Annotated in this window: 27 protein-coding genes; 10 read left to right on the top strand and 17 right to left on the bottom strand. The window is 45.3% G+C overall.

The annotated features are described in order from the left end of the window. Positions 1-33: 33 nt before the first annotated feature. Positions 34-435 carry a group III truncated hemoglobin gene (locus tag GK108_RS25515; RefSeq protein ID WP_163954410.1) on the top strand — a complete coding sequence of 134 codons (402 nt, stop codon included), beginning with the start codon at positions 34-36 and terminating at the stop codon, positions 433-435. Between the two features lie 58 nt (positions 436-493). Here the strand turns inward: GK108_RS25515 and GK108_RS25520 are convergent, their stop codons facing one another. Then, positions 494-1,252 carry a DUF4197 domain-containing protein gene (locus tag GK108_RS25520; RefSeq protein ID WP_163954411.1) on the bottom strand — a complete coding sequence of 253 codons (759 nt, stop codon included), beginning with the start codon at positions 1,250-1,252 and terminating at the stop codon, positions 494-496. 137 nt (positions 1,253-1,389) lie between these two features. Here GK108_RS25520 and GK108_RS25525 point away from each other — a divergent pair, with 137 nt between their 5' ends. The 3 genes from GK108_RS25525 (at position 1,390) to GK108_RS25535 (ending at position 4,761) form a co-directional block, all read left to right on the top strand. Continuing rightward, entirely contained in the window at positions 1,390-2,655 is a 1,266-nt protein-coding gene (locus GK108_RS25525) for a competence/damage-inducible protein A (protein ID WP_163954412.1), read from the top strand. Positions 2,656-2,706: 51 nt separating this feature from the next. Then, the gene (locus GK108_RS25530) at positions 2,707-4,119 is read left to right on the top strand and encodes a dihydrolipoamide acetyltransferase family protein (RefSeq protein WP_163954413.1); all 1,413 of its coding nucleotides are present in this window, start codon (positions 2,707-2,709) and stop codon (positions 4,117-4,119) included. A 114-nt stretch (positions 4,120-4,233) separates the two neighbouring features. Then, a complete protein-coding gene (locus GK108_RS25535; protein WP_163954414.1) occupies positions 4,234-4,761 on the top strand; it encodes a 5' nucleotidase, NT5C type in 528 nt (175 codons plus the stop codon). Positions 4,762-4,840: 79 nt separating this feature from the next. Here GK108_RS25535 and GK108_RS25540 read toward each other — a convergent pair whose 3' ends face one another. The 4 genes from GK108_RS25540 to GK108_RS25555 form a co-directional block, all read right to left on the bottom strand. After that, positions 4,841-5,650 carry an acyl-CoA desaturase gene (locus GK108_RS25540; RefSeq protein ID WP_212592885.1) on the bottom strand — a complete coding sequence of 270 codons (810 nt, stop codon included), beginning with the start codon at positions 5,648-5,650 and terminating at the stop codon, positions 4,841-4,843. 200 nt (positions 5,651-5,850) lie between these two features. Beyond that, a complete protein-coding gene (locus GK108_RS25545; RefSeq protein WP_163954415.1) occupies positions 5,851-6,510 on the bottom strand; it encodes a DUF4159 domain-containing protein in 660 nt (219 codons plus the stop codon). Further along, positions 6,507-7,199 carry a 16S rRNA (uracil(1498)-N(3))-methyltransferase gene (locus GK108_RS25550; RefSeq protein WP_163954416.1) on the bottom strand — a complete coding sequence of 231 codons (693 nt, stop codon included), beginning with the start codon at positions 7,197-7,199 and terminating at the stop codon, positions 6,507-6,509. Before GK108_RS25550 ends, GK108_RS25545 begins: the two co-directional genes overlap by 4 nt. Positions 7,200-7,276: 77 nt before the next feature. Continuing rightward, the gene (locus GK108_RS25555; RefSeq protein WP_163954417.1) at positions 7,277-7,837 is read right to left on the bottom strand and encodes a hypothetical protein; all 561 of its coding nucleotides are present in this window, start codon (positions 7,835-7,837) and stop codon (positions 7,277-7,279) included. A gap of 241 nt (positions 7,838-8,078) precedes the next feature. On the opposite strand from GK108_RS25555, the gene GK108_RS25560 reads away from it, so the two are divergent. Continuing rightward, positions 8,079-8,762: an SDR family NAD(P)-dependent oxidoreductase gene (locus tag GK108_RS25560; protein ID WP_163954418.1), complete on the top strand. Its 684-nt coding sequence runs from the start codon at positions 8,079-8,081 to the stop codon at positions 8,760-8,762. A gap of 92 nt (positions 8,763-8,854) precedes the next feature. Here the strand turns inward: GK108_RS25560 and GK108_RS25565 are convergent, their stop codons facing one another. The 4 genes from GK108_RS25565 to lpxK all read right to left on the bottom strand — a co-directional run bounded on the left by GK108_RS25565 (position 8,855) and on the right by lpxK (position 14,480). Then, positions 8,855-9,490 carry a gluconate 2-dehydrogenase subunit 3 family protein gene (locus tag GK108_RS25565; protein WP_163954419.1) on the bottom strand — a complete coding sequence of 212 codons (636 nt, stop codon included), beginning with the start codon at positions 9,488-9,490 and terminating at the stop codon, positions 8,855-8,857. Between the two features lie 79 nt (positions 9,491-9,569). Next, positions 9,570-11,315, bottom strand: coding sequence for a GMC family oxidoreductase (locus GK108_RS25570; protein ID WP_163954420.1), 1,746 nt, complete (start codon positions 11,313-11,315; stop codon positions 9,570-9,572). 86 nt (positions 11,316-11,401) lie between these two features. Continuing rightward, on the bottom strand, positions 11,402-13,372 hold the full coding sequence (locus GK108_RS25575; protein ID WP_163954421.1) for a putative porin: 1,971 nt from the start codon (positions 13,370-13,372) through the stop codon (positions 11,402-11,404). Between the two features lie 52 nt (positions 13,373-13,424). Beyond that, the gene (gene lpxK / locus GK108_RS25580) at positions 13,425-14,480 is read right to left on the bottom strand and encodes a tetraacyldisaccharide 4'-kinase (RefSeq protein ID WP_163954422.1); all 1,056 of its coding nucleotides are present in this window, start codon (positions 14,478-14,480) and stop codon (positions 13,425-13,427) included. A 94-nt stretch (positions 14,481-14,574) separates the two neighbouring features. On the opposite strand from lpxK, the gene GK108_RS25585 reads away from it, so the two are divergent. Further along, positions 14,575-15,681, top strand: a complete 1,107-nt coding sequence (locus GK108_RS25585; protein ID WP_163954423.1) for an o-succinylbenzoate synthase — start codon at positions 14,575-14,577, stop codon at positions 15,679-15,681. A gap of 54 nt (positions 15,682-15,735) precedes the next feature. Here GK108_RS25585 and hemF read toward each other — a convergent pair whose 3' ends face one another. The 6 genes from hemF to GK108_RS25615 form a co-directional block, all read right to left on the bottom strand. After that, entirely contained in the window at positions 15,736-16,650 is a 915-nt protein-coding gene (hemF, locus tag GK108_RS25590) for an oxygen-dependent coproporphyrinogen oxidase (protein WP_163954424.1), read from the bottom strand. Between the two features lie 24 nt (positions 16,651-16,674). Then, entirely contained in the window at positions 16,675-17,301 is a 627-nt protein-coding gene (locus tag GK108_RS25595; RefSeq protein WP_163954425.1) for an AlbA family DNA-binding domain-containing protein, read from the bottom strand. A 227-nt stretch (positions 17,302-17,528) separates the two neighbouring features. After that, the gene (locus GK108_RS25600) at positions 17,529-17,798 is read right to left on the bottom strand and encodes a hypothetical protein (RefSeq protein WP_163954426.1); all 270 of its coding nucleotides are present in this window, start codon (positions 17,796-17,798) and stop codon (positions 17,529-17,531) included. A 251-nt stretch (positions 17,799-18,049) separates the two neighbouring features. Then, positions 18,050-18,520, bottom strand: a complete 471-nt coding sequence (locus GK108_RS25605) for a hypothetical protein (RefSeq protein ID WP_163954427.1) — start codon at positions 18,518-18,520, stop codon at positions 18,050-18,052. A gap of 185 nt (positions 18,521-18,705) precedes the next feature. Further along, complete coding sequence (locus tag GK108_RS25610; RefSeq protein ID WP_163954428.1) at positions 18,706-20,001, bottom strand: sensor histidine kinase; 1,296 nt, start codon at positions 19,999-20,001, stop codon at positions 18,706-18,708. After that, the gene (locus GK108_RS25615) at positions 19,998-20,675 is read right to left on the bottom strand and encodes a response regulator transcription factor (RefSeq protein ID WP_163954429.1); all 678 of its coding nucleotides are present in this window, start codon (positions 20,673-20,675) and stop codon (positions 19,998-20,000) included. Before GK108_RS25615 ends, GK108_RS25610 begins: the two co-directional genes overlap by 4 nt. A gap of 255 nt (positions 20,676-20,930) precedes the next feature. On the opposite strand from GK108_RS25615, the gene GK108_RS25620 reads away from it, so the two are divergent. The 3 genes from GK108_RS25620 to GK108_RS25630 are packed head-to-tail and all read left to right on the top strand — an operon-like array spanning position 20,931 to position 23,107. Beyond that, positions 20,931-21,968, top strand: coding sequence for an aldo/keto reductase (locus GK108_RS25620; RefSeq protein WP_163954430.1), 1,038 nt, complete (start codon positions 20,931-20,933; stop codon positions 21,966-21,968). Between the two features lie 54 nt (positions 21,969-22,022). After that, positions 22,023-22,781 (top strand): DUF4369 domain-containing protein, encoded by a 759-nt coding sequence (locus GK108_RS25625; protein ID WP_163954431.1) that lies wholly within the window; start codon positions 22,023-22,025, stop codon positions 22,779-22,781. Between the two features lie 14 nt (positions 22,782-22,795). Beyond that, entirely contained in the window at positions 22,796-23,107 is a 312-nt protein-coding gene (locus GK108_RS25630) for a peroxiredoxin family protein (protein ID WP_262887462.1), read from the top strand. Positions 23,108-23,162: 55 nt separating this feature from the next. Here GK108_RS25630 and GK108_RS25635 read toward each other — a convergent pair whose 3' ends face one another. Further along, complete coding sequence (locus tag GK108_RS25635) at positions 23,163-23,579, bottom strand: OsmC family protein (RefSeq protein ID WP_163954433.1); 417 nt, start codon at positions 23,577-23,579, stop codon at positions 23,163-23,165. Between the two features lie 170 nt (positions 23,580-23,749). On the opposite strand from GK108_RS25635, the gene GK108_RS25640 reads away from it, so the two are divergent. After that, positions 23,750-24,346 carry a Crp/Fnr family transcriptional regulator gene (locus GK108_RS25640; RefSeq protein WP_163954434.1) on the top strand — a complete coding sequence of 199 codons (597 nt, stop codon included), beginning with the start codon at positions 23,750-23,752 and terminating at the stop codon, positions 24,344-24,346. A 9-nt stretch (positions 24,347-24,355) separates the two neighbouring features. On the opposite strand, the gene GK108_RS25645 is transcribed toward GK108_RS25640, so the two are convergent. Beyond that, positions 24,356-24,676 (bottom strand): hypothetical protein, encoded by a 321-nt coding sequence (locus tag GK108_RS25645; protein WP_163954435.1) that lies wholly within the window; start codon positions 24,674-24,676, stop codon positions 24,356-24,358. Between the last annotated feature and the right edge of the window lie 176 nt (positions 24,677-24,852).

The following is a 24,852-nucleotide window of genomic DNA, read 5'->3' on the forward strand; positions in this document are numbered from 1 at the left end:
TGAGTTGTTACGTTCGGTACTCCCTATTTTACCATGACAAAGCCAACCTTAGACTCCCCTGAATCGGTACGGTTATTGGTGGATTCTTTTTACGAAAAAGTACAGGCAGACTCGTTTATCGGGCCCATTTTCACGGATGTTGCTCAGGTCGATTGGTCAAAGCACCTCCCCAAGATGTACGCATTTTGGGAAAGTATTATTTTAGGCAACAATGCCTATGATGGTCATCCGTTCCGCCCTCATTTAATTGTCAACCAAAAGCATACGATTACCGTTGAGCATTTTGAACGGTGGCTACGCTTATTTACAGCCACTCTCTCCGAAGAATTTCAGGGCGAAACCGCTGAACAAGTGAGGCAAAGAGCCACTCAGATTGCTCTGGTGTGGGCCAATAAACTAGAGTATATCAACAACGATTCGTATATGGGTTCTTAACAAAATACCCCTGAAAGGCTTAGCTGTTCAGGGGTATTTTTGTTAGAAATCAGCTCTCTTACTGCTTAGAAAAAACCCGTTTTAGCAGATCAGTAACCCGAGCCGCCGGATTTTCGCGAATTTTTTTCTCTTCCTGCGCGACCAAAATAAATAAGCCATCAACGGCCTTATTAGTCGCATATTCGGTCAGATTTGGATTGGCTTTCTGAACGAATGGGATTTTATTATACGTATTAACCAGGTCGCTGTAGTACTTGGTAGCGTTATTTTTTTTCAACGTACTATCGATAATTGGCGTGAACTCTGTAACTAACTGCTGGCCGGACGTCCGACGCAGATATTGCGTAGCCGCATCGTTTGTGCCACCCAAAATTCCGACAGCATCCTGAATACTCATCGACGTAATGGCCTTAACAAAAACCGGAGCTGCCTTTTTAGCTGCATCTTCAGCCGCCCGGTTGAGTGATAGTTCAAACTGATCAACCTGTTTGCTAAAGCCAATCTGCCGGAGTTTGTTAGCTACATTCTGCGCTTCGGGTGGGAACGCGATCTTCAATAGAGGATTCTTGAAATACCCGTCTAATTTAGACGCCTGCGAAGCGCCATTTGTGACACCAATACGTAGCGCTTCTTTCAGTCCAGACGCAATATCGCTATTGGTTAAACCGCCTGCCGTTCCAGCCGATGGCTGCGTAACGGCATCAAGGATTTTACCGAAAATTCCGCTTGCCGGTTTCTGACGAGTGGAATCCTGACTGAAACCGGCTGTGCTTATTAGTACAGCCAGCACCGTAGTGGTGAGAATACGTTTTTTCATTCCTGATAAATTAGGTTGCAGTTCCATAACGGTCAACGGCCCTAAATCGTTTTTTTGTACTTTTGACCGCTGCCAGAAGCGAAGGTTTAATTCAATATCGCTTCTCCACTTACAGCGACTCTCGGGCCGCATCTTTTATGACTAACATGATCCGTGCCGAAGTAATCACGATCGGCGACGAAATTTTATTCGGGCAAATTACCGATACGAATACGCAGTGGATTGGAACCGAGTTAACCAATATTGGGATTCGCGTAACGCGTAAATCGTCAGTAGGTGACCAGGCTGATGCCATTTTGCAGATCTTCCACGAAGCTCACCAACGAGCCGACGTAATTATCATCACCGGTGGATTAGGGCCTACCAAAGACGACATTACCAAGAAAACACTTTGCACCTACTTTGGCGTCGGCATGGTACGTAACGCCGAGGCACTTGCCTTGGTAACGAGCTTTTTTGAGAAGCGCGGACGAGCCATGACTGATCTTAATCGCGCCCAGGCCGATCTGCCTGCCAACGCTCTGTATATCCAGAATGACTGGGGCACTGCGCCGGGTATGTGGTTCGAACACGATAAGCGTATTTACGTTTCCCTACCAGGTGTTCCGTTTGAGATGAAGCATCTGATGAGTAATCGGATCTTGCCTAAGTTACGTGAGCATTTCAAAACGCCCGTTATTAAACACAAAATGATTCGAACGGTGGGCATTGGCGAATCATTCCTGGCCGAACGCATTGAAGCCTGGGAAGATGCCTTACCCGAATCCATCAAGTTAGCGTACTTACCTAGCTTCGGCGGTGTGAAGTTACGATTGACAACCACTGGCAACGACGAAGCCACACTCGACCAGCAACTGGCCGACCAGGTGGAAAAAGTATTGCCTTTGATCGAAAAAAACGTATTTGGTTTCGATGAGGATGAACTAGAAGTTGTTGTCGGACGCTTGTTACAGGAAAGAAACCTCACTCTTGGCATTGCCGAAAGCTGTACCGGAGGTTTCGTTTCATCGCAAATCACGAAAATTCCTGGCTCATCGGCCTATTTCTGGGGGAGTGTTGTTAGTTATAGTAATGTGGTCAAGGTTAATCAATTAGGTGTTGACCCCAGTACGCTCGACCAATTTGGGGCCGTCAGTGAAGAAACAGTACGTCAGATGGCCGAAGGAGTTCGTAAAGCATTAGGCACTAACGTCGGCATTGCCACAAGTGGGATTGCCGGACCGGATGGCGGAACTCCCGATAAGCCAGTGGGCACTATCTGGATTGCCTGTTCGACCGAACAACGTACGGTTGCCCGACTACTTCGACTTGGCCAGTATCGTGATCAAAACATACAGCTTACGTCAACTTACGTATTGAATATGCTACGTGAAGAACTTTTATCCATGAATGCCGAGGTTTAAAAACATCCTGTTTATGCCAAACATCAGCATTCACTTTTCAGTACTAAAGAAATGGCTCTTATTGATATGGTGATGCCCAAAATGGGCGAAAGTATAATGGAATGCACGATCATCACCTGGCTCAAAAAACCAGGTGATCGTATCGAAGCCGATGAATCGGTTCTGGAGGTTGCCACCGACAAAGTGGATACCGAAGTACCGGCTCCTCAAAATGGAATTTTAAAAGAAGTTCTGGTCCACGATGGTGACGTAGTGGCCATTGGAGCTCCTATTGCCCGTATCGAAATAGACACCGATCAGCCATCAGCTCACGCTACTGCTGGATCGCCAGACCAAACACCTAAAGGAATTGGCGATGTCGCTAATGTTCCGGATGAATCAGAAAGCAATGAGGTTTCCGAGTCGGCTCGCGAGCTGGAAACAAGCATTGTGGCGATGAGCAGCCGTGCACCCGCATCTACGACAGAACATGTCGCCGTGGCTGGTCGTCAGTCTAAGACGTCAGCCCGATTCTACTCACCTCTGGTTCTGAACATTGCCAAAGAAGAAGGTGTGTCGCGGGAAGAATTGGATCAGATTACCGGCTCTGGCGCCGAAAATCGAATCACCAAGAAAGACATACTGGCGTATGTAATCGACCGCGCCGAAGGCCGACTACAAGATCGTGACCACGTAAGTCCTGTTGCGGCCAAACCTGCCAGCTCGTTTGCGCAATCACCCGTTGCTACGTCAGAGCCATCTCGCTCAGTCAACGGCCAGACGGACATCATTCAGATGGATCGGATGCGCAAGATGATCGCTCAACGGATGGTCGAGTCTAAACAGATCTCTCCTCACGTCAGCTCATTTGTCGAAGCCGACATGACGCCTGTTGTTGAGTGGCGAACACGTGTCAAAGATCAGTTTAAACAGCAAACCGGCGAAAATTTAACCTATACGCCTATCCTGGTTGAAGCGGTCGTGAAAGCCATCAATGATTTTCCATTGATCAACGTATCGGTAGAGGGCGACACCATTTTGGTGAAGAAACCCATCAATATTGGTATGGCGGTAGCCTTGCCCAACGGCAATTTAATTGTACCGGTCATTCATAACGCTGATCAATACAACCTGGTTGGGCTGACCAAAAAAGTCAACGATCTTACCAAACGTGCCCGCGAAAACAAGCTGACAGCCGACGATCTGGCTGGTGGTACGTATACCATTTCAAACATCGGTACATTTGGCAATCTGATGGGAACGCCCATCATTGTTCAGCCACAGGTAGCTATCATGGCATTTGGTGCTATTGTCAAAAAACCGGCTGTCATCGAAACACCGCAAGGCGACTTTATTGGTATTCGCCAGCTGATGTTCCTGTCTCATTCCTACGATCATCGCGTGGTCGATGGCTCTTTAGGCGGTCAGTTTGTCCGCCGTGTCGCTGATTATCTTGAAAAATTTGATATAAACCGCAAAATCTGACCGGGATCACGCCGATTTTAGGATGAAGGGGATTTTGTTTTCGCTTCCCTGAAGCGCTTACAGTTAACAAAATCCCTTTTATCTTAAAATCGGCGTAATCCTGGTTCCGACAACATGAAACAACGTATTGCTATTGACATGGACGATGTCATGGCCGACACACACGCCAAGTTCATCAAACTTTATCTGGAAGGTGAAATGCCTCGCTACACACTTGATGAACTAAAGGAGAAATCATTTCACGAGTTATTTGATGAGCATGAGTATAAAGCTATTTCGGAGCGTGTCTACGAGGTTGGTTTTTTCCGCGATATTCCAGTGATGGAAGGGGCTCAGGATGTGATTACTGAGCTACAACAAAAATATGATGTTTATATCGCATCAGCAGCCCAGGAATTTCCTAACTCACTACGTGAAAAATGGGATTGGCTCCAGGAACATTTTCCGGCCATCAGTTGGCGCAACTACATTTTCATGGGCGACAAGAGTGTTTTAAACACCGACTTTCTTATCGACGATCTACCGCGAAATCTCCGTACCTTTCAGGGCGAAGGCTTACTGTTCGACGCACTACATAATCGCGACGATCAGGAATTTCGCAGGGTTAAATCCTGGCAGGATATTGCCAAAATACTGTTATAACAACGTATAACTCGATAAAGCCCTAACTAAAAAAGCCCCGAAATTGGGGCTTTTTCAATAACAGGGTGCATTCAAAAAATTAAGCTTCTGTCTCATCTTCAACCAGCCTGTCGTGTCCAACTTCATGCTGCGCTTTCTTGGCTTCAGCAGAAGGTCTCAAGCGAACTATGTGCAGTTTGTGAAGTATGGTAATGACTGGATACGTAGGATCGAACTCAAACCATTTAGCCCCGAAGTTAGCAGCATTCGGACGCTTATGGTGATTATTCTGGAATAGCTCACCCATCATCACTACGTCCAGAATTAACGAGTTTTTCGACTGGTCGTGGTTATCAAAGTTCGAATAACCATATTTATGACCACTCCAGTTGATAATGGCACCATGCACGGGTCCCATCACGAAATGAACGGGCAGCAGAAAGAAAAAAGCCCAGTGCATATCCAGATAAATGAATGCGAAAATGTAGAACAGGCTATAGAATATACCCCAGCCAGCTCGCGAAATCCACGAATCCCCTATCTTCTCAACGAAACTCCACTCAGGGTAATTCCGATCGAATTGGCGTTCAATTGGTTGTTTACGGTGCAATACGGCGTTATAAATATTTTTTGTCTGCCACATCATCGTGAATACGTTCTTTGTGTGATGGGGCGAATGAGGATCTTTAGGCGTGTCACTAAAGGCGTGGTGCATCCGGTGTAATACCGCATAGGCCCGAGGGCTTAGGTATGATGACCCCTGTGACAAGTAGGTTAAGAAATAGAAAAACCGCTCCCAAAATTTGCTCATGGAGAACATTTTATGGGCCGAATAGCGGTGTAAGAAAAACGTTTGGCAGAACAGGGACAGATACCAATGTCCGATGAATGCGGCCAGTACAATCACCATATTGACTGTTTAAAGGGTGAACAACTGAGTTGACATAAGAAAACTCCTACAAAACTAACGAAATTTAAACGGATTTGGCTTGTCTTCTCCAAATAATACTTTATTTAATTCGCTAAAGTTCTTCTAACAACTTCCCACAAGATAGCTTATAGCCTTATATTAATCAGGAAGGCCATTTTTAGTCTACATAAATCAGACAGCTAATTCGTGGTGGTCGCATATTGTAGCAGATTAGCCCCCATTCTCAGGGCTTGTTGCCGCATAGGTTCAGGGTCATTATAAACACTCTGATCTTCCCAGCCATTCCCAAGATCACACTCATAGCTATAAAAACAGACTAGCCTTCCCTGATAAATCAGCCCGAATCCTTGTGGTGCTTTTCCATCGTGTTCGTGTACTTTGGGCAATCCAGTAGCGAATTTGAATTTCTGCTGGTAAACAGGATGATTGAAGGGTAGTTCCACAAAATTGAGTTCGGGAAAAACCTTTTTCATCTCGCGACGGATAAACTTATCCAGCCCATAGTTATCATCGATATGAAGAAAGCCGCCCGAAATCAGGTAACGGCGGATATTCTGAACGTCGGCTTCGCTGAACGTAACGTTGCCGTGACCAGTCATGTGAACAAACGGATAACCGAACAAATCGGGGCTACCTGGCTCAACTATATCTTCTTCCGGAAAGATATTCATGCGCAGATTAGCATTCGCAAACTTGATCAGGTTAGGAAGCGATGTTTTATTGGCGTACCAATCGCCCCCCCCGTTGTATTTCAGCTTGGCGATTTTATAAGCGTACTGGCCTTTTGCAATCAAAAATGAAGAATGAAGAATGATGACTAGAATAAGCAGTTTTTTCATACGTTCAGGAAATTTAAAAGCTGACAGGCGGTTAGGGCTGCCGTTTCAGTACGTAATCGATTGGGGCCAAGCGTTACCATCTGGAAACCAGCGGCAACAGCCTGTTGTATTTCTTTTTCCGAAAAATCGCCTTCCGGTCCTATTAAAACAACGTATCGACGTTGGGCCGTTGCTATTTTAGCTAAGTTAGTAGGCGCACTGTTATCAGGCAAGTGGGCAATGAATCGTTGTTCATCATTAACCGTTTCAAGCAAATCGCTGAATGAAACGGCTTCATCCAACTGCGGTAGATACGATTGTAATGATTGCTTCATAGCCGCTATGGCAATCTTTTCAATACGTTCCAGCTTCAGCACCCGCCGTTCGGAATGTTGCCCGAAGAAAAAGCTAATCCGTTCAATACCGATTTCAACTGCTTTTTCAACAAACCATTCAATCCGGTCTATATTCTTGGTTGGAGCCACACAAATTCGGATTGAAAAAGGGCGGGAAGGGGTTGTCTGCGTTTCGATGATGCGGAACCCACACCGTCGACTGTCGGCCTGTGTAATAACGGCAGAATGCCGATTTCCGTGTCCATCGGTTACCGCAATACCATCGCCAACTCCGAGTCGAAGTGTTTTAACGGCATGTCGGGAATCATCTTCGGTCAGGAAGGAAACCTGATCGGGCTGATAAAATAAATGCATAGCCGCAAAAATACGTAGTGTCAGTACTTTTAGAAAGTACTGACACTACGTTGTTGGACGTCCGTAAGTAATAACGATTATTCGTCTCCCTCGCTTGTGAACGAATACAACGTATTATCCAGGCGAAGTGTATTGGCTTTAAAGTTTTGAATAAAATCCTCGATGACTTCATCGGTAACTTCCTCTACGTTCAGACATACGTCCAAACTGATTCCGTAGTCAAATTCAGTATCAATCTCAACGTGCTCCTGAACTTTAACCGTTTCGGTTTCCTCAATCTCTTCAATAATTTCGGTCAAAGCCGTTTCGGCTTCTTCTTCCAGCTCAGGGCTGATTTTATAATTCTCTTTACGTTCTTCGGGCGGAATATAGTCGGGATACGCCTTCTGCACCTGCTCAACGGCCATTTCATAGACCAGACTGCTGTGATGCAAGCGTAACGTATAGACTAATGCATCAAAAATCACTTCTTGTCCCTGATAACTCCCTGGAAACTGAATGTGAACGCATTCGCCCGACTCCAGTACGTCAAGGTCATCGTCTTCTACATACACAAACGACTTTCCTTCCTGCTGACATTCTTCTTTCAGAGCGTTTATTTCCGTGGGGTTAAACCCTTCGTTTTTATAATTTGCCATAGAGCAAAAGTAATGGTTAATAGGTAATCTGTTATGAATAACGACGAATACTATCTATCTGCTATCTGTTTCCCTATCTTTCTTGAGTCACAAGCGTTACGTCTGATGCCCTGCTTCCTGGCTACAGCCATGATTGCCTACAGTCTCCTGTCAGGCAAAATATAAAAAGTCGTAGCTTGCTGACATAAGGCTAATACTGTTAAAACGAACGATCACTTTTCATTCGCCTACGATATAACACATGAAATCTGTACTTGTTACCGGCGCGTCCGGCAATCTTGGCATTACTGTTGTCGAGGAATTACATCAACAGGGCTATCACATTGTTGCTACGTTTAGCTCGGATAAAAAACTGGGACTTTTCAGCCATCTGTCCAACGTTGACAGTTATGTCGTTGACGTATTGGATGCCGACCAGGTAACAGCATTCCTAAAAAAGCTGGATGGGCACACTATTGAGGCTGCGGTCCTACTGGTGGGTGGTTTTGCCGCCGGAACGATTCATGACACCAACGTAGCCGATCTGGAAGATATGTACCGGCTTAATTTTCTGTCGGCCTTTAATTTTGTTAAACCACTGCTTGCCCAATTTGAAACACAGGGTGGTGGACAGTTCGTATTTATTGGCGCACGCCCGGCCCTGGAGCCTGAAGCGGGCAAAAGTCTCACGGCCTATTCACTTAGCAAATCGTTAATTTTTGAACTGGCGAACCTTGTTAATGCAGAAGGGAAAAAGAAGCGGGTTTCAGCCACCGTTATCGTTCCAAGCATCATCGATACACCTCCCAATCGGGAAGCTATGCCTGATGCCGATCCGTCGAAATGGGTTTCTCCCCAGGACATCAGCAAAACAATTGCTTTCCTTTTGTCGGACACGGGCCAATCAATCAGCGAGCCCGTATTGAAACTATACAATCAGTCCTAACAGCTATTGCTTTGTTCAGAAAGAGCATTGTTTAAATCAACAAAAGGGGGCATCTTATTCAAAATGCCCCCTTTTGTTGTCACTCGTATGGATTACTTGCCTTGCGTCATTTCCCGCTCCTCATATGCTAGATCGTATTGTTTCAATACGTCAGCCGGAACGCCGTCCCACTGGTTAGGGACATTACCAACGTACCCAAGATCTTTAATACCCATTTGACTGGTATAAAAACCCGTAGCCGTCATATTGCGCATCATCGAAAAGAAAGACGCACCCTGACTCATATCAGGCTTGGCTTGTTTAGGGTAGGCAATCTGTTCGACCATGTCGATTTGCTGCGCTTTTGTGCACTGTACAAATGGCTTGCCATACCGTTTTACGCAGGTATTATCGAGCCAGCGAATGCCTCCGCGCATTGGTGTCTGATTACCGGGCTGATCTTTCATCATGAACTCAATGAAAGCCGGAACACCCGCCTGCGAAGCACTCCCCGAACGCTCATCAGCCGGAATGATAATATCCGACAATACGGTTACGGTCTGTAGCTCATGAGGGGTAAAGAACTTTTCTGCCTGCAGCTTGGCGTCGCGCTCGGCTTCAAACTTCTGCCGTCCACCCGGCACTTTGATTGGTGTCGTCGGTGGAGCTGGTACAGCTGCTTCAACTGGAGATACCGCCAGACCAAACCCGGCAAGTGAAAATGCTTTTAAAGAATCTCTGCGTTTCATAGTTTGTCTTGGTTAGGCTTAGGTAGAGTATTAAAAAGACCGTGAAGGTCAAATTATAATAAACTACGTACCCAAAACTTTAAATATTCTTCTTTTTCACTTGGTCAATAATGTATTCAGAGGTACGCATAGACGACGCTAAAATCGTCCACGTTACGTTCTTATCGCCTTGCGATGGGAACGGAGCGGCATCAACAACGAACAGGTTTTTGACATCGTGAGCCTGCTGGAATTTATTCAGAGCCGATGTTTTGGGATCATTACCCATACGGGCGGTTCCCACTTCGTGAATAATTTTACCAGGTGCTTCAAGGCCATAACTGTTCTCTGGACCGGGCTTATTACCCAGGGCAATTCCACCCATCGAATGAATAATTTCCTCAAAGGTGTCCTGCATGTGCTTGGCCTGCTTCACTTCATAATCAGACCATTTGTAGTTAAAGCGTAGCACAGGAATACCGTATTTATCCACTACGTTCGGGTCAATTTCGCAGTAGTTGCTTTCAAGCGGTACGGGTTCACCCCGACCAGCCATACCAACGTAAGCGCCGTAGAAACGACGGAAATCGTCTTTCAGCCCGGCACCATAACCACCCGCAGGTTTCATTTTGCCATCACGTCCCGGAATCATACCGTTCAGGGCTTCTACGCCCCAACCGAATCCATACGCGGGCATCCCCATGCCACCCCAGTACTCGATGTGATAGCCACGAGGGAAGTCAAGTTTTTTGTTGTCCAGCCACCAGGGGGTAAAGACGTGCATACCACCAACGCCATCTTCATTGTAGCGCTTACGGTCCATCAGGGCCGGAATAAACGCCGAACGGCTGGCTCCGGTTGAGTCATTAATATACTTACCAACAACACCGCTGCTATTGGCCAGACCGGTCGAAAAACGACTTGATTTCGAATTCAGGAGCAATCGTGCAGTTTCACCGGCGCTGGCAGCCAATACTACTGACTTAGCCATCACTGTTTTCTCCTGCAACGACAACGTATCAACGTAGCTAACGCCCGTCGCTAAACCGGTAGCCGGATCGGTCAGTACTTCACGTACCATAGCGCCATTGATCAGCGTTACGTTGCCGGTTTTCATGGCTGGTTTTACCAACACCGACGACGACGAGAAATCGGCGTAAGCCTGACAGGCACGGCCGCACTGGCTACAATAGAAACAGGAACCCCGCTCATCATTGATCGGCTTGGTCAGGATCGACAAACGCGACGGAATAACCGGAATACCGATGCTACGTGCTCCTTTTCGAATCATTAATTCGTGCAGACGAGGCTTGGGCGGTGGCAGGAAAATTCCATCTGGTTCGGATGGCATATTTTCTACGGAACCAAAAACCCCAATCAGCTTGTCAACCCGATCGTAAAAAGGTTTAAGATCATCATAACCAATTGGCCAGTCTTCGCCAACACCCGTCATGCTTTTCCGGCGAAAATCGTCGGGAGCAAAGCGGAGCGAAATCCGTCCCCAGTGGTTGGTACGGCCGCCCAGCATCCGAGAACGGAACCAGTGGAATTCGGTACCTTTTGCCGTTGTATAGGGCTCCCCATCGATTTGCCAGCCACCCCAGGCTGCATCGAAATCACCGAAGGCGCGGGTAGTGCCAGCTCCACGTCGGGGCGACTCCCAGGGCCATTTCAGTTGGGTAATATACTTAGGATCAGCCGGGTCAAAGTAGCCGCCAGCTTCGAGCAATACGACTTTAGCACCAGCCTTGGCGAGGATATAAGCGGCCATGCCGCCCCCTGCGCCGGAGCCTACAATTGCTACGTCATACTGTGCCGGAGCTTTTTTAATCTGAAAGGAGTCCATGGAAAAAGTTGATGTTAATTAAGTACGCTAAAATTACTGCTTAAATATACTACGTAAAGAACGAAAACGTCCGCTGTTACCTATCCTTAGTCAAATAGATACCAATCGACGCCAAACGCAAAACCCCTCCGCATAGCCAGGAAATTGGGAGCAACGAAATAACCGGGCTGAAACACACCCTGATTGGCATGGGTTAGCTTTACGAACAACCGGGTTCGGTTCACTCTCAAGTTTGCAAATACATCAGCCAAGACATAACCTTCTACTCGCTGCTGATTCTGGAGATGAAACTGCTGAGTGAGCGGCATATAAGCGTCGGCATAATAAGGTGATTTATAATGCAGATCCACCCCAACCTGAATGTAAAGTACTTTGGCATACAGCAACTCATACTGCAAACGAGCATTCATGAAGAACGGTGGCGTTCGGAGTGCATCCTGTCGAGATTGAACGGTGTAATACGCCTGTCCAGAAGCTAGAAACTTTCCTAATTCAAAATGATAACCCAACCCGGCCCTTAATACGCTGAACGAGCCCTGATCCTGACGAACCACTGCATTTGTGTCAAAATATACATAGTTACTTAGCAAATAGTAGTCTAAACCTGGTTGCAGCAGTAGTTTTTTATAGCGCAGGTTTAATTTACCAAAAGCATGGTTATAGCCCCGTAAACTGAAGTTATTACGCCAGAAAAACACATGACTTTGGAATCGTTCCTGTAAGAGGGTTGGATTAGCCAAAATCGATGAATAGCCGGCGGTTAAAAATTTACTGTTAAGCTGTCCTTCTAAACGGTACCCACCCCCAATCTGGTACTCTAATTCAGCCGTCAGTTGCGACAGACTATCAGGAAAATAATAGCCTAACCAACCGCCCAAAAATGTTTCCGTCCGGCGGGTTTCGTATTCATTAAAATTACTCCCCGACGTATTATAACGAGTATATTGCCCATAAATCCGACTGCGCAGATAAGCCCGGTAGTTAAATGCGGACTCGTTACGTTTATAAATCCCTTTGAGTCCAAACTGGTTTTCCAGTAACCGAAAGCGGGCATCCTGGTGTATACTCGACGTATCGCCCAGAAGAGTAGGATAAAAGGATAAATTCGTAGCCAGATTCTCGTCGTGATAGGAGTTTTTGTGGCGGTTGTAATCGAGCCGGTGAAAGACCTGAATACCCTGATCAAGAACGTATTGATGATATACGTGCCAATCGTTACGTATCTCATTTCCATGCGGTCCCTGCGTATTGGTTGAGGCACTCACCAGTAAGGCATCACCTGTATAGGCATAATCATTTGGTGTTCCATCCAGATTCGTTCCGGGTATTACGCCCCCCTGCTCATCAATACTATGGTTCATATTAATGAAGTGAGCCAGTAGCGTATACTTATCATTCTTGGAACGATAATTAGTATGCCCCAGAAAACCCCAGTTCTGAGCCAGCAGCTTGGTAGGATCGTTGGAACCACTCGTACCAAACTGCTTTTGGGAGGTAAAGCGCTGCGAATTAAAACCAACATTCCAGCGAGGTGTTATATTCTGCGCAAAATCGAAACGTAATATATTCTGGTTTCGGCCTCCCAGCGCCAGATACATATCGGTAAACGGCGATTTGGTATTGAAATACTTAACCTGCGCGGGTTGGTAAGCGTAGGGAGAAAAAACAGAATAACCGGTTTGAGCACCTAGTTGCTGCGGTACGTCCACAAAAACGGGTTTCATGGGCGTACCCAGATTACCTAGGTCCTGATAAAGATTCTGCAAGCGCTGAACGTATAGAAACCGGTGCGTATCATCCATGGTTGTATCCATGGTATAGAGTTTCTCCCGATTATTGAACACATCATCTTCGAGAATATACCGGGTCGACTTTGGGCCGTAGATAACTTTTGTGGAGTCATCAATACCGCCAAAACTGGTGCTTCCTCCAGTGGTACTTCCGGGAAATGTTGTTTGGCCAAATCCATTGGGAACCTGAAGTCCATTGGGTATTTGTGCCTGAGCCGTCAGAGTCAGCCCTATGAACAAGAAAAGAAAAAGTACGCTTCGATTCATTAGGTCAAAAGTACACCAAAACCACCAGATGCACGGATTAGAACGGTATTGATTAAGGATTTTTAAGTAGGATATTATCTACCAATCGGTCGAAATCCTGTTTGTAGCTATCAAGGAATTCAATTTCTACCGGCAGATAATATACCGGTAACGTAGCACGCTCCTGATCAGTCAGCAACGCATCCAGTTTCACCCAATCTTTCTCCGTGACTACTAAACACTCACCCGACTTAAGGGAATCAATCAACTTGTCAAATTCTGCCCGAGTGTACGTATGATGATCCGAAAATCGGTGATGCTTTATCAGGCGAAAAGCCGTTCTTACGTAGTCTTCCAGTGGGTCGGCATTAGCAAGCCCAGACGCCAGCACCACAGACGTTACGTTCGATATGGGCTGCTGCGTGGCAAATGACATCGGAGTCCCATATCGTAAGCCAGCAAAATAAATAGGAACACCCGGACGTGCATACGTACCGATAGCTTCCTTTATGATCGCCTGTTCAGTTTCCGGCAGATGATCCGGACATTTAGTGACGACAATGGCATCTGCCCGTTCGGCCCCATGCCGTCGTTCGCGCAAACGCCCGGCTGGAAACGGGTGATCCTTGTAGAAAAGTCGGCTGTAATCGGTCAATAAAATATTCAGATGTGGCTGTACGGCCCGATGCTGAAAGGCATCATCCAGTAAAACACAGTTTGTTTGCGGTTGACGTTGCTGAAGCTGCCGAATGGCTTCGGCTCTACGTTCGCCCACGCAAACAGTCACCCACGGGTTAAACTTACGGTAAAGTTGGAAGGGCTCATCCCCTATTGTTTCTGCATTATCCTGCTCGGTTGCTAATCGAAAACCCTTTGTCTTTCGACCGTACCCACGACTCAACGTGGCTATATCAACAGGCCCCACAGGCCTAGTTGTTATGTACCGTTTGATCAAATATTCGATCATGGGTGTTTTTCCGGTTCCGCCCACAGTTAAGTTCCCAACGGCAATGAGGCTGACCTCAGGATAAAACACGGAATATAAATTCCTATCATACAACCAATTACGAAAATCGGTTATCGATCCATAAATTCTACTAAATGGCAAGAGTAATAAAAACGGCGACAATGGCTTCGCTAATAATTTCGTAACATTGACTTTATTGAGCTACCAAAAGTAGTACTTTTAGGATTGATAACGCCCGCCATACCGTATTGGTACAATGAGTCTTAAAGCCGACTACCTTAAATACACCCTACACTTTCGCTTTGAAGCGGGTACGTCGCGCGGCATACTTACGGAAAAAACGTCGTATATAATTAGAGTCTACGACGATGACGATACATCGGTAATTGGCTATGGAGAATGCGGTCCACTGACAGGGTTAAGCTTCGACGACCGATCCGATTTTGAGGATCAGTTGGCCCAAAACTGTAAAGAATTCAGTGATCTGGATTTACAGCTGTTCAGCTGGAATGTTCCCATTATACTCAATCAGCTAATCAGCCCACAGTTTCCCAGTATTTTGTTCGGCTTCGAAACTGCCATGCTTGATTTTTTGGGCGGGGGCAAACGGATCGTTAAGGATACAGACTTTACCCTTGGGCAGCGTGCTTTGCCAATTAATGGGCTGATCTGGATGGGAACCCCTGACTTCATGCGAGAGCAAATTGAGGCCAAGCTTCGCGAAGGATATACTACGTTAAAACTTAAAATAGGATCAATCGATTTCGAGGAAGAATGTGATTTACTGGCCATGATCCGTAGCCGGTTCTCTCCCGACCAGATTACGCTACGTGTCGATGCCAACGGTGCTTTCCGGCCCGAGGATGCCATGAAAAAACTGGAGCGGTTAGCATCTTTTGGTATCCATTCTATCGAACAGCCAATTCGGGCTGGTCAGCCAGAAATCATGGCCGACCTTTGCCAGCACTCTCCGCTTCCTATAGCGCTGGACGAAGAACTAATTGGCCAGATGGAGTATGTCCATAAATTTCGTCTGCTAAAGAAAATTCAACCTCAGTTTATTATTCTAAAGCCGACGCTATTGGGCGGCTTACGCCACTGCGACGAATGGATTGAACTGGCGGGACGACTCAATATTGGCTGGTGGATAACCTCAGCACTTGAATCAAATATAGGCCTAAATGCTATTGCCCAGTATACGGCTCAATTTAAACATCTGATTCCCCAGGGTCTGGGAACGGGGCAATTGTATCATAACAATTTCGACAGTCCACTTTCTATTGAGAAAGGGCATTTGCATTATAACCCTGAGCATTTCTGGGACTTCTCGTCGCTGCTGAACGGAAGCGTTCAGTCTAAATAACCGCCCGCTCCCATTACGTTACGTAGTATGTTATGCTCTTCCCTGAACGTGTCGTCAACGCACCCAGTCGACTCCCTTACGTAGCAGGCTCAACGTTCGTTCTTCCTGACTGCCAGCCTCCGTCCGAAAATCATAGATCCAGTTAGCCTGTGGCGGCATACTCATCAATATAGATTCTGTTCGGCCATTGGTTTCAAGCCCAAACTTTGTTCCCCGGTCCCATACCAGATTGAATTCTACGTAGCGTCCCCGACGTAACAACTGCCATTGTTTTTCGCGCTCACCAAAAGGCAGAGCACGATTCTGATTCATGAAATGCGTATAAATTGGCGCAAAAGCATTCCCAACAGCCTGCACAAAGCCAAACAAACTGGCTTTATGAGCCTCATCGGTCGGCTTCAGATAATCGAAGAAAATGCCACCAACTCCTCTGGTTTCCTGGCGGTGAGGAATAAAAAAGTAGTCATCGGCCCAGTTCTTGAAGGTTGGGTAATAGGTCTGATCGTTCTGATCGCAAATCGTTTTCAAGTACTGATGAAACCATACTGAATCCTGATCGACAACGTAATGCGGAGTGAGATCAATGCCGCCACCAAACCAGCACTGCCCGGTGCTCATTTCAAAGTACCGAACATTCATGTGAATGATCGGTACCATTGGACTATTGGGATGCAAAACGATGGAGACACCCGTAGCAAAAAACTCTGCCGGTGTTGTCAGATTAAGCGTTCTCAGCGTGGCTTCCGTAGCTTCGCCATGAACAGCCGAAAAACCAACGCCCCCTTTTTCGATAACAGCTCCGTTGGCCATTGTTCGTGAGCGTCCACCGCCCCCGCCCGGCCGCTCCCAGCTATCCTCCCGAAACGTTCCATATCCGTCGGCATTTTCCAATGCCAGACAGATACGGTCCTGAAGGTCTGTAAAATAGGCAGTAACTACGTCTCGGGTAATTAGTTGATCTGATGTCATAGTATCGACAAAGATACGACATGATCATTCTGTAAGCTTCAGTGCATAGCGAACAGGCCGTGGTTTATCGATCATTAACAACAAACCCTGCTCCGTAAGCTGACGTAACAGCTTGCCCGCCCGATAGTCTGACACGTTGATCAACTTAGCGAATCGGTCGGCAGTGATGTGATCGTTCCGGCGCAGAAACTGAATTAATGTGCGGCCCATCTGCGATTTCACAAAGGGGCTTTGCGCCGTTTCCTGGCCAATAATTAACTTGCTTGTCGGCACAGATTTGTCGCGGGTACGTACGTATATAGTCCGCTTCCCAGACTCGTCGATGGCGTAATGAGGCTTATCTTCACTCTCGGAAACTTTAACAATCAACACCGTTCGACCATCTGGCGACAGAACCTCATAGCTAACTGTCAACGCTGGTTCAATTAGTTGATCGGTGGCTTCTTCAATTTTTCGTATTTCAACAAACTCAGAGGACACGCCAACGATTTTACCATTATCTGCCACACCGATCAGTAATTTCCCGCCTGATGTATTAGCGAAAGCGGCCAGAGTCCGGGCAATTCGATAAGGCGAGGAGATGGAACGTTTAAACTCAAGATGGGCACTTTCTCCCTGAGCAATTGCATCATTAAGCTCGTTTCTCGTCATATACAGAAAACTAAAAAGTCAGAGATTTGCCGACAAGTACTTGTATTACATAGCCTTGCTATTGAGTTGCCCTGACTTCTTTGTTTCGTTCCTGTTATCATATAGAAAATTTAAGGTTGTTTTCTATATGCAATTAACTGTTTTTAGGGAGAAAAACAAGTATTAATTAGTATTTAGCCCAAGTTATTAGCCTGTAATTCGTCTTCAGAAAACCATTACGTCAATGGTCAGACTTCCAGCTTCTTTTCGGTGGCTACTGTCTTCGCTTTTTCTGCATGACCAATCACGACGAAGCGTTTCATACAGGCATAGCATATGTAGGCTCGACTTGGAATAAAAAATAATAATGATTTAAAGAGAAGTGGCCGGGCTATTCGTTCCTGCGAATTTGCCTGTTTGCAGTTGGGGCAGCGATTAATAAACGTTATTCGGTAATAGAGTATACAACCAATAAATACAGCAAAGGCTATCGTACCAAAAATTAACAGCGTTTTCATAGTAGGGAGTACAATAAGGAAGGTATTAACTATCCTAAAAGTAAAACCCAACCTCTATTGATTTACGATCTGACCATCAACAAAATAACAAATTTACTAATTGGTAAATCAACAAACATATAACACAACTATCTATAGAAATATCAAAATTATTTTGCTATACTCCCCCCTGAAATGACTATTTATATAAAAAAAAACCTCCTGATGATTGGCTCAGGAGGTTTTTTTATAGATAAGCTTACCCTAATGTCTTATTCTGCCGTTTTGTTAAGCGGCTTGCGACCGCGAGGCTTACCTGTATAAGGAGCTTTAGGAGCCTGATCATTTAATTGAAGCTCGTAGCCCGTTACGTCATCGTCGTAATCAAACGGTTTTACCGTAAACGTATACTTTGTTTTTGCAAAATCTACGCCATTGTTCTGCAGAATTACAGGCAATGAAACGCTATAGCTTTTAGCCGCTTTTTCTAAAACAAACGTTCCTTCTTCATCACCGGATAATACCAGATAAAGGGCTTTTATTTTCCGTTTTCCTTCCTGTACACCAATTTTGAATTTAGCATTCGCGGGATCAAAGTCTAGCTGTGAAATTGATTTTACCGGAAATACAAGTTTACCAGCCTGAGAGATATAGCCTGTAACTGGTGTTGATTTAGCCGCCTTTTTTTCTTTTGGTTTACTATTTTCTAAAGGAGAGAAGAAGCGAATTTGGGTTGTTTTCATAGTACAGTCTATTCAATATCTTATAATAGATTCAAACGCGAATATAAGAACTATGATTATATATTATCGTACATAAATTTATTATTACTAAAATTCACCCGTTTATTGTCCAATTAATTCAAACGTTACCTACTAAACATATAAAAACGAGTAAAATGGAGTACGTAACAAATAAGCGATAGTATTTACATACTATTAGTATTCGTTGACTCTGCATACAGTTTTGATAACCGAAATTCATGTTTACCATTGGTTTGTTTATACGTTATCGCTAATTCATTACTGTCGCAGATTTGTTTTACAATAGCTAATCCCAGACCTACAGAATCTGGTCCAGTAGCTTCTTTTTTAAAGCGCTCAAAGAGCCTCTCTGGCTCCGATACCAATGTGCCACCGGTGTTGCTCAAACATAAATAGTTTATCGTTGACTCCAATTCAATACAACCATTTAACTGATTATGCTTGATAGCATTATTAACTAAATTTGTTACTAGAATTTCGGCCAGAGGGCCTGGCAATTGCGCACCGAAGCTGTCGTGTATACGCACCTGAACTGCAATTTCTTTAAACGCCAAGACATCGTCCATATCCTTCAGTTTTTCGCTAAAAAGTTGCGATAAGTTGACCAACTGACTGTCCTGAAACTGATGATTTTCAATCTTTGCTAATAATAATAAACCCTGATTCAGTCGAGCCATCCGTCTCGAAGCCTGGTATATTGTTTCAATCCAATACGTTTGCGTTTCGGTTATCGTTTCACTTTGAATCAGTTGTTCAACTTTGGCATTAATGAGCGCTAACGGTGTCTGCATTTCATGAGAGGCATTTTCCGTAAACTCCTTTAAGCTTCTATAATCCTGTTGCATCTTATCGGCCATCTTCTTCAGCACCTCATTGAGTTCCGTAAATTCAGTAATCTCAGAATGAGTCAGTTGCAAGGCAACTCCACTATTCAGGTTAAAGCCTTTAATCCGTTGGAGTGTCTCATAGAAAGGATGCCAAAGACGACCTGATAGCTTACCCTGAAACCAGAATGTTCCCAATAGTAGTAAGCCCAGAAAAATAGCCATAGTTATTGTTATAACCTCAATAAGCCGATACGTCTGAATCAATGATTTTCTAATTTCAACCCGATGCATTACCCCATGAATAGGCTTATAAAACGTAAGCTGACGAAAAGGCATCACTTCTCCGTCGTATCGATTACGTATCAATGTATCCGTGAAGACCTCTCCTGGTTTTTCAGGATAATTCTGGACTGGGCTGACTTCAATTTTGTTCTCAACAAAATAGGGGCTACTCGTCCACGTATCATGCGCTTTAACATACGCTTCGAAATCGAGCCGCTCAACCTGTAAGCGACTTTCGACTTCATCATAAATTAAAAAGCGAATGATCTCGTAAAAAGCCAGCGCTGTCAACAAATAAATGATCAGCGAAAAGCCCAGATAAATTCGATTCGTTTTAGCAAGTAGTTTCAAAACTGACTGAATTTATAACCGATTCCGTAAATAGATTGTACATAATCGGCAGCTCCTTTTTCAATTAATTTCCGGCGCAGATTTTTGATATGAGAATACACAACATCAAATGAATCGGCGGAGTCGATATTGTCGCCCCAAAGATGTTCGGCGATCGACGCTTTTGTTAACGCTACATCGACATTGGACAGAAAATAGAGCAACAAATCATATTCTTTTCGTGACAATGTTGTTGGCAGGCCCTTCACAAAAACTTTCCGGGTATGCGGCACAACAACAATTTCCTGAAACCGAATTTCTGTGTGTCCACCAAATTGCCGCCTACGCATCAGTGATTTTACCCGTGCATTCAGCTCCGATAAATGAAATGGTTTTGTCAGGTAATCATCCGAACCAATCTCAAGCCCTTTTACCTTATCTTCCAGCGCATTACGAGCCGAAATTATAATAACTCCTGTGGTGGCTACTAACTTCTTTAAACTATTAATCAGCTGAAAACCATCGCCATCGGGCAGGGTTAAATCAACAATAATACAATCATACGTATAGAGATAAATTTTCTCGTCGGCTTCCCGAAACGTAGCAGCCGTTTCGCATACGTACCCTTCTTTTACCATATAGTCGGATATGCTTTCCGCTAATCCCAACTCATCTTCAACTACTAAAACTTTCATATCGTTGCTGATATAATTATCAGGCTAATCTATTGACCAATTCTGGAAAGATTTAGGATGCGCATTACGTACTATGCCACGCGACTAACGCTACGTAACAACTCTATAACGTAGCAATACCACCCTCCGATAAGAAAAATGGCAGACTAATGCATAGTTAGTAACTTACAGCTTTCTTCACGCTACTGACCAGCAATAAATCAAAACGGCAAAGGTTTTCTCTTGCCGGCACATACAAACTAACAAGTCATTGCAATGGAATACAGACAACTAGGGGCTTCGGGCCTAAAAGTTCCGGTGCTGAGTTTTGGAACGGCAACGTTTGGTGGTGGAACTACTTTTTTCAAAGCCTGGGGCGCTACCCAGGTGGATGAAGCCTCGCGGATGGTCAATCTATGTCTCGACGCAGGTCTTAACCTTTTCGACACGGCCGATGTCTATTCGCTGGGCCTATCGGAAGAAATTCTTGGGCAGGCGCTCAGTGGGCTGCGCGACAAAGTGCTGATTTCTACGAAGGCAACGTTTAAAATGGGCAGTGGACCCAATGATTTAGGATCGTCGCGCCATCGACTGATCAAATGCTGCGAAGACAGTCTGCGTCGGTTGAAAACTGATTATATCGACATTTACCACATGCACGGGTTCGATAGCAAAACCCCTGTTGAGGAAACCCTGAATACGCTGAACACGCTTATCCAAAGCGGCAAAGTGCGCTACATTGCCTGCTCCAATTTTTCGGGATGGCATCTGATGAAGTCACTGTCCGTTTCGGAACGTTACGGCTGGTCTAAGTACGTAGCCCATCAGGCTCATTACTCATTACTTAGCCGCGAATTTGAATGGGAGCTAATGCCGCTTGCCCTCGATCAACATATCGGCACGATTGTGTGGAGTCCACTCTCAGCGGGTCGTTTGGGCGGGAAATATCGCCGTGGCCAACCTTTCCCGGAAGATAGCCGGATTGCTCAGGGTGGTGGCGAAGGCCCACCCATTTCCGACGAATTCCTATTCGGCATTGTTGATGTACTGGATGAGATTGGCGCAGAAACAGACAAAACGGTAGCGCAGGTAGCTCTGAACTGGGTTTTGCAACGTCCAACGGTGTGTAACGTAGTGATTGGTGCCCGGAATGAAGAGCAACTGATGCAAAATCTGGGCGCTGTTGGCTGGAAGCTGTCGGCTGATCAGCTTAAAAGGTTGGACGAGGCCAGCGACCGTCATCCAATTTACCCCTACTGGCACCAACGGAAATCGCCAGTCCTGAATCCGCTTCCTGATTTTTATAAGTCTTAACCGGTAACCATCGTGGTACCGGAGACTTTTCTGGTACCACAACTCTTCTTTATAATGACCAGGAATAGGTATCTGATTATCATTTCGGCGCTCTTATGCCTGAGTCTGATGCTAGTCAGTCCTATTCATCTGTATGCGCAACTCTCTAGTACTGTTACGTGTCTGCTCCCAAAATCATGGGAAGGCCGACAGGCTTTGCTTGTGGCACAGCCATTGGCTCAGAAAACAAAACTTGACACGGCTGTCGTTTTGAATCGAATGGCAGTCTTTACCATTGACGTAGCAGAGCCATGCCCGGCCTATATATGGGTTGAAGGTAATAAAGACGACATTCCGTTTTTTATCGATTCACCACGTATCGATATCAGCATTGATCCAACTTCTTCCACTCATTCGTTAGTGGTAGGCTCTCCCGGTAGCGACTTATGGGTAGAGCAACTTTATAGGTCAAACGATTTTCAGAATACCGACCGGGAGTTAAGTCAGGAAATAGCGATGGCAATGGTAAAAGGCGATACGTTAGCTGCTTTTCAACTTGAAAATCAGATCGATTCGCTACGTATCGCCCAAACAAACGCGCTTATTAAACAGATTTTGAACAATCCAGATCTGTCGCTAAGCTGGTACACGTTTGCAACCAACGATTTCGCCTACGATCAAACCTATTCCTTATTCGACAAGCTAGGTGCTTTTTCCTCCTATCCGTCTTACAAGCGACTATCCGATAAACTGACTCTTAAAAAGCTGGGCGTTACCGTTCAGGATTTTGCTACCTCAGCCCACGAAAATTCACCTGTCAACGTATCATTCTAAAGAGTCGCTTTATTTTGCTCGATTTTTCAATGACATACATGCTGGCCTGTAAGCGCCAACATACCATGCTTAGAAACCTTTATACAAACTATAAATCTTCCGGATTGGAGATCATTACCATCTGGTCTGCTCAGGAAAAAGACAGTCAAAACAATCTACCCTGGATTCAGATCCTGAATAATGAACTATCCAAAACACTAACCCACGATTTAGCTGTTGATCGAGTCCCCGACACTATTCTGTTGGACACGAATAGGCGAGTAATAGCCAGAGGCCTAACCATGCACGAACTGGAAGCCAAACTAGCCCAGCTCCTTAAGGAATAAAACCGGCATATGGGTGAGATTCACCTCTATGCCGGTTTTATTAGTAACCATTCGTTTATGCTAACGTAGCATCAACGCTTATTGTCGTATTGAACAGCTTTGAGATAGGACAATTGTGTTCGGCATGATCAACCAGCTCGTCGAACTTGGCTTTATCTAAACCGGGCACGCTGGCTTTCAGGGTCAGTTTAGAACTGGTAATACCACCATCTTCTAACGTAACAGCCGCCGATACGTCCAGCGAATCGGCCGCAAAACCAGCCTGCTGAATATTAAAGGCTAACTGCATGGCAAAACAACCTGCGTGAGCAGCCGCTACTAACTCTTCAGGATTGGTTCCGACGCCATCAGCAAAACGAGTGTTGAACGAATATTGGGTCTGGTTCAGAACTGTACTGGCTGTGGTTAGCGTTCCTTTACCATCTTTACCAGTTCCGGCCCAATGTGCTGATGCATTACGTGTAATTTTCATGGAAGTATGATTTAGATTTGTTTGCAATTCATTTTTGATGACCCAAAGGTATGTGGTGTTTTCCGGCCTATTTTTCACCTATGTTAAAAAGTGACCGTATCACCGAAAAAAGTTGTCACGTAGTTTTTTTGAGCAGCAACTAAGCCTATTCTTTCAGTTATATAGTACGAATGATTCAGTCTAAACAACCTATTTTACATCACCACCTACGTCAGTTTGCGCAGCTTTCTGACGAGGACCTTCAACTGGCCGATTCGTTATGGCAAGTTCGATCTATTGCCCGACACGATCTTTTTAATTTTCAGAATTCAGTTTGCCGTCAGGTTGGTTTCATCCTGAAAGGTATCTTCCGGGTGTACTACGTCGATCCTAAAACAGAGTTGGAGCATAATCTCTACTTTATCACTGAACATGCCTTCCTGACCTCGCTGAAAAGCCTACTCACCAAAACTACCTGCCCTTATCTGATAGAAGCGCTGGAAGATGCCGAATTACTGGTCATCGACTATGATCATCTGCAACAACTGTATCAGCAGTCGCACGGCTGGGAACGGTTTGGTCGCCTGCTGGCCGAACAATATTTCATGTTTAATCAGGCCCGTTCAGAAAGCTTGCTTACCCAAACAGCCGAAGAACGTTACGTTGACTTAATCGAAAACAATCCCGACATCCTCAACCGCGTATCGCTGGGTCATATTTCGTCGTATCTGGGGATTAAGGGCCCTTCGCTCAGTCGAATCCGTTCGCAGGTGGCCCGCCATAAATAAGGTGGCCAATTAGTACCCTTCGTCAGTTACCAGGTAGTAATGCTGCTGATTGGTGGATTGATCTTCGTGCTGAATAGTAAGCTGAAGGCGTTTGACATGCGTGTATGGATCAAACGCCACAATCTGACTGTCGGTTAGGGTCTGATTCCTGGCCGAAAGCTGTTCGTTTAAGAACGCTAAAATTTCTTCTTCCGAATCATAACTTCCGATCAAATCGCCGAGATCGAGCGTTGGTTCCTGTTCCGGCAATTCTCCCGACGCATTGGAAATAGGTGATTCTACTGACTCCGACGTAACATTGCCTGGAACAGCGTATAATTCGATGGTCATCCGAACAAAAACGTTTTGTTTAGTCTATTAACAACGTAACGGGCTTTTTGATAGAAGATTTTAGCCTATCTCCGACAAATTACCTACTAAATCGACCGGCTGTGGCTCTTTTTCCCAAATGTTTCCAGAATTGACACCGTGTTTTGCAGGCACTTATCCGTGACCCAGACCATATC

The organism is Spirosoma terrae (assembly GCF_010435915.1).
GTDB classification, from domain to species: Bacteria; Bacteroidota; Bacteroidia; order Cytophagales; family Spirosomataceae; genus Spirosoma; species Spirosoma terrae.